Below are 5,465 nucleotides of genomic sequence, written 5' to 3' on the forward strand. Positions count from 1 at the left end.
ACGATAATATACTTCACATTGAGTCACGTAAAAAAACTTATAAGATCGAACAGGTTAAAGTTTATCCATTAGGAGCGCCAATGCCTTTTGTTTACAATATGTTTTGGATTTGCAGGTGTCCATGTACTCTACAAAATTAATTTCTTAAATTTAAATGACAATAAGTTATTTTATAGATTTAACTGAATTAATAATCGTATCAAATTTATCTCATAAAATTTTAAAGAGAAGTTAAGAACAATAAGCTTAAAAAAATGGCTTTTTGCAGTTAAAGCGATTGGATGATTTATTTGACAAAATCAATAGGCTCTCTTATAAACCTCGAGTAAAGTTGAGGTCCATCATGATAAGTGAAAATAAAAAAGCTGACCCTAGTCGAGTTTTGACTGTGGGGGAAGTTGCAAAAAGAAGTGGGGTTCCTGTCTCGACCCTACATTTTTATGAGGCGAAAGGGCTAATCAAAAGTATAAGAACCAATGGTAATCAGCGCCGCTTTCAATTAATCGTTTTAAGATATATTGCGATTATTAAAGTTGCTCAAAGAGTTGGAATTTCTTTAGATGAAATTAAAGCAGCACTTAGCGCCTATCCTATGGGAAGCAAATTAACAGCTAAGCAGTGGAAAGAGTTATCAAGCCATTGGCGAAAAGATCTAGATGAACGTATTCAGAAATTAACGAGACTACGCGATGAAATGGATTGGTGTATTGGTTGTGGATGCCTATCTCTAGAGCAATGTCCATTAAGAAACCCAGATGATACGCTGGCACAAGAAGGTCCTGGACCTCGTATTTTAGAAAGACCATAGAATGAGATTTCTGACTTTAAGTTTTGATTATAATTTACCGTCTGGCTTAATTCATTGTTTTGTAAGTTGCTATCTATAAAGGTTTTTTATTGTAAATAAGTTGTATGGAACATGATTTTTTTTGATATCTTTAGCTTTTTTAGTAAGAAGCAAAATTTATGAAAAAAATTATCTTTCTTGGTTTAGCGCTAGTTTCGTTAACGGCATGTTCATCAGTACAACAAAAAGATTTAACGCCACCAAAAATTGGTTCACCAAACCCAGCTAGTCAATATTGTGTAGAACAAGGCGGGAAATTAGAAATTAGAAATGAAGCAAATGGTCAGGTTGGGTATTGTCATTTACCAAATGGCCAAGTCGTCGAAGAATGGAAATTATTCCGTGACAACCAAGCGAACTGTGTAGCAGAAGAAGCTCAAAAATTGGTGGGTCAATCTGGCCTTACCGATGACCAAATTAAGCAAAAAACTAAATCAGAAATTGTGCGTAAAGTAGCTCCAGGTCAACCAATGACTATGGATTATCGTACAAACCGAGTTACGGTCACTATCGATCCTGCTTCTAAGAAAATTACCCAGGCAACCTGTGGTTAGTTAAGGTTTGCTAAATCAAATCTTAAAGTAAAAGAGCCTGCTGAGATGTGGGCTTTTTTATTACTTAATAAAAAAAGCCCCTAGCGGACTAGAGGCAGAAAAACTTCAGATGCAAGAACAGGTGAATTATGCATCTGAGTTAAGTAGGTTGTATCAAACCATGTAAAGCACTTTACCAGTAAAAATGAATAAAAATAGGGTGGTGCGACTAATGGCTAATATTTGTAGATTTTTATTTATACAAATTTGTGTACTTGTTTTGATAAAGGAAAGCTCCAGAGTATTTATTACCAGCGATGAAATCTACAAAATGATGATCTAAACAAACTAAATTATAGTGATTGTTCAACCGTTGTCTTTTTGTGCTACTACCTAATAGTTATTCGTGATTTGTAGTTGGCTTAATGATAATTTTAGAACTATCCGAAAGGACACAATAATGACGAACATACGAATAATAATGAATCGAAGGTAGGGCCCAGTGTTTATTAGTGTATTTGATCTTTTTAAAATTGGCATCGGCCCATCTAGCTCCCATACAGTTGGACCAATGCGAGCGGCATATAGTTTTGTGGATGATTTATTGAAGCAAAACGATTTACAAGCAACGGTTAGAGTTCAGGTGAAGTTATACGGTTCGCTGTCGGCAACCGGTGTCGGTCATGCGACAGACAAGGCAGTATTGTTAGGCTTAATGGGCTTTGACCCTGAACATATTGATACTCAAGTAAGTACAAGATTGATTGAAGATGTACTTGAAAATAAAACCATCCAGCTTAATCAGCAAAAGAGTATTTCTTTTGACTATAAGCATGATGTGCTTTTTTTAGATGAATCTTTGCCTTATCACCCCAACGCAATGGAATTGATTGCGTATAACGGGGCTCAAGAAATTTTATATGCAGAAACTTACTATTCGGTTGGTGGTGGCTTTATTGTTAGCCAAAGGCAATTAGCAACCACTCAAACTGAAACCAACGACGTTAAGGTTCCATATCCGTTTCATAGCGCGGCTGAACTTTTAAGCTTATGTAAAACTCATCATTTATCAGTGAGCGAGTTAATGCTTGAAAATGAGAAAAGCTGGCGTAGTGAAAGTGAGATTCGCATTAAAATTATGGAAATCTGGAAAGTGATGCAGCAATGTATTCACAACGGATTAATTAATGAAGGCATATTACCGGGCGGATTAAACGTAAAACGTCGGGCTAAAAAAATTCACGATAAGTTATTAAATAAGAAAAACTCAAATCTGATTGTGACGACCTTTCATGCCATGGAGTGGGTCAATTTATTTGCCTTAGCGGTAAATGAAGAAAATGCTGCTGGCGGCCGAGTAGTAACAGCCCCTACAAATGGTGCGGCAGGGATTATTCCGGCAGTTTTATATTACTACGTGACTTTCTCTAAAGACTTTTCCGAAGACAAAGTGGTTCGCTTTTTTCTAAGCGCGGCAGCAGTCGGTATTTTATGTAAACTCAATGCTTCTATTTCTGGTGCAGAAGTGGGATGTCAGGGCGAAGTCGGCTCAGCATGTGCGATGGCTTCGGCAGGTTTAGCCGAGATTTTAGGAGCATCACCTGAGCAAGTGGAGCATGCAGCTGAAATTGGCCTTGAACATAATTTGGGTTTAACGTGTGACCCGATTGGTGGTTTGGTTCAGGTGCCTTGCATTGAACGAAATGCAATTGCAGCCGTAAAAGCGATTAATGCAGCACAAATGGCACTTCATGATGAAGGAGAGCATTTTGTGACATTAGATAAAGTGATTCAGACCATGAAGGAAACAGGCAAAGATATGTCTGAAAAATATAAAGAGACATCAAAAGGTGGCCTCGCTGTTAACGCAATTGAGTGCTAAAAAAAATGAGATGGGGACGAGGTGACCCCATCTCATTTTAAACATTAAGCCTCGCGAGCAACTAAGGTTAAAATGTCGTAAGTTGCGACAAGTTCCCCACGTTGGTTCTTGACTTTAATATCCCACACGACAACGCCATGTGCAGGCTGAGACGGATCTTTTTGTGGTTTAGGCGTTTTTTGTTTACAGGTGAGTTCAACCTGAATCGAGTCACCAATTTTAACGGGTTCAACAAAACGTAAGTTGTCCATACCGTAGTTTGCAATCACAGGACCTTGTGCTGCATCTACAAATAGACCTGCTGCAGCAGACACAATGAAGTAACCGTGTGCCACACGCTCTCCAAAGAAAGACTCAGCCGCTGCGATTTTGTCGGTATGTGCGTAGAAGTAGTCACCGCTTAAACAAGCGAAATTGACAATATCAGCTTCAGTCACTGTACGACGTGCTGTTAATAAACGTTCACCAATTACTAACTCATCAAAAGACTTTTTAAATGGATGTACACGGTCTTCGTTAACTTTCGAGCCAGCAGTCCATGAGTGGGTAATTTGCGTCAGGGTATTTGGAGAACCTTGAATTGCTGTGCGCTGCATGTAGTGTTTAACGGCACGAATACCACCTAGCTCTTCACCGCCACCTGCGCGACCAGGGCCGCCATGCACAAGATGGGGTAATGGTGAACCATGGCCTGTACTTTCTTTTGCAGACTCTGAATCGAGGACATGCACACGGCCATGCCAAGGCGCAATTTTTTGAATAATCTGTTCAATATTCTCATCGTTATTTTTAACGACTGAAGCCACTAAGCTACCTTCACCACGTGAAACAAGATCACTAAGCTCTTCAATGTTTTGATATGGCATGAGGGTACAGACTGGACCGAAAGCCTCTGTGGTATGAACATTCGTCGCTTGTAAAGGTTGTTCGCAGAGCAATAAAGTAGGAGCGAAAAAAGCACCTTTTTCAGGATGATCTGCATTAAATGTAAAGGTCTCGTTGCCACCAAAAACAATTTTTGCATCTTTGCTAAGCTCGGTAACTTTTTCTGCAACGTCATGTTTTTGTTTAACACTCGCCAAAGCGCCCATGGTGGTTTCTTCTTTTTGAGGGTCGCCCACCACAACTTTAGCAAGTTTGGCAGTGAGCTTCTCTTGTACAGTCGTTAACAAGTTTTCGGGAACGAAAGCACGACGAATGGCAGTACATTTTTGGCCTGCTTTGGTGGTCATTTCGCGGAAGACTTCACGCACAAATAAATCGACAGTTTCTTGATTTGCCTCAGGGCTTAAAATTGCACTGTTTACCGAGTCGGCTTCCATGCTAAATGGAATCGAATATTTATTGAGGTGAGGGTGGTTACGTAGTTTTTGACCTGTGTAGGCAGAACCTGTAAACGTAACGCAGTCTTGTGGGCCTAACTGTTCTAACAAGTCATAAGTTTGACCGCAAATCAGTTGTAGCGAACCTTTTGGTAACACATGTGCTTCTTCAATGGCTTTTACAACCGCTTGAGTTAATTGAGAGCCATCGGTTGCAGGTTTAACAATACATGGCACACCTGCAAGTAGCGTCGGTGCAATCTTTTCAAGCATTCCCCAAATTGGGAAGTTAAAAGCATTAATGTGAACGGCAACACCTGCTTTAGGGCTTAAAATGTGTTTAGCACCAAAAGTTCCATTTTTAGATAATTGAATCCAGCTGTCTTCAGTAATAATTTTTTCATCATTGAGTTCACGACGAACCAGACTCGAATAAGCAAATAATGTCTGGATGCCACCTTCAATATCAATCCATGCATCTTTACGAGTTGCACCTGTTGCATAAGCAAGTTTGTAGAAGTCTTCCTTACGTTCCAGTAAATATTGGGCAATTTGTTTTAAAGCATTAGCGCGTTGATGAAACGTCCAGTTAGCCAACTCTGAACCATTTTGTTTGGCATATTGAACAACACGTTTCATGTCAATGCCATGGCTACTTACGGCATAAATCGGTTCACCCGTAATGGCATGGTAAACAGGACGTAGTTCTTCGCCCGTCGAATGCCATGTTCCATAGACATAAGAAGCAAGGTGAGGCAGTTGATGCTCAGACTGCTGAAAATCTGTGTCAGTTGAGGTTCCTTCTAGGTGTGCTTGTTCAAGCATGACCAAACTCCTTTTTTATGTGATACATCAATTATAAAAATTGCAAAAATATGATT

4 protein-coding genes are annotated in these 5,465 nt (G+C 39.5%); 3 read left to right on the forward strand and 1 reads right to left on the reverse strand.

The features are described from left to right. The first annotated feature begins 343 nt into the window (after positions 1–343). The 3 genes from soxR (at position 344) to HUN22_RS15345 (ending at position 3,262) form a co-directional block, all read left to right on the forward strand. A complete protein-coding gene (soxR, locus tag HUN22_RS15335; RefSeq protein ID WP_174731093.1) occupies positions 344–808 on the forward strand; it encodes a redox-sensitive transcriptional activator SoxR in 465 nt (154 codons plus the stop codon). A 158-nt stretch (positions 809–966) separates the two neighbouring features. Continuing rightward, positions 967–1,401: an I78 family peptidase inhibitor gene (locus HUN22_RS15340; RefSeq protein ID WP_174731096.1), complete on the forward strand. Its 435-nt coding sequence runs from the start codon at positions 967–969 to the stop codon at positions 1,399–1,401. 481 nt (positions 1,402–1,882) lie between these two features. Next, a complete protein-coding gene (locus HUN22_RS15345) occupies positions 1,883–3,262 on the forward strand; it encodes an L-serine ammonia-lyase (protein WP_174731098.1) in 1,380 nt (459 codons plus the stop codon). A gap of 44 nt (positions 3,263–3,306) precedes the next feature. Here the strand turns inward: HUN22_RS15345 and paaZ are convergent, their stop codons facing one another. Then, positions 3,307–5,409: a phenylacetic acid degradation bifunctional protein PaaZ gene (gene paaZ / locus HUN22_RS15350; protein WP_174731100.1), complete on the reverse strand. Its 2,103-nt coding sequence runs from the start codon at positions 5,407–5,409 to the stop codon at positions 3,307–3,309. Positions 5,410–5,465 lie beyond the last annotated feature (56 nt).

Origin of the sequence: Acinetobacter lactucae (assembly GCF_013344765.1) — a bacterium.
Lineage (GTDB): Bacteria > Pseudomonadota > Gammaproteobacteria > Pseudomonadales > Moraxellaceae > Acinetobacter > Acinetobacter lactucae_A.

What these genes read in the sequence shown, in the direction of transcription:
- soxR (WP_174731093.1), top strand. Translation starts at nt 344, where the DNA reads ATGATAAGTGAAAATAAAAAAGCTGACCCTAGTCGAGTTTTGACTGTG.
- HUN22_RS15340 (WP_174731096.1), top strand. Translation starts at nt 967, where the DNA reads ATGAAAAAAATTATCTTTCTTGGTTTAGCGCTAGTTTCGTTAACGGCA.
- paaZ (WP_174731100.1), bottom strand. Translation starts at nt 5,409, where the DNA reads ATGCTTGAACAAGCACACCTAGAAGGAACCTCAACTGACACAGATTTT.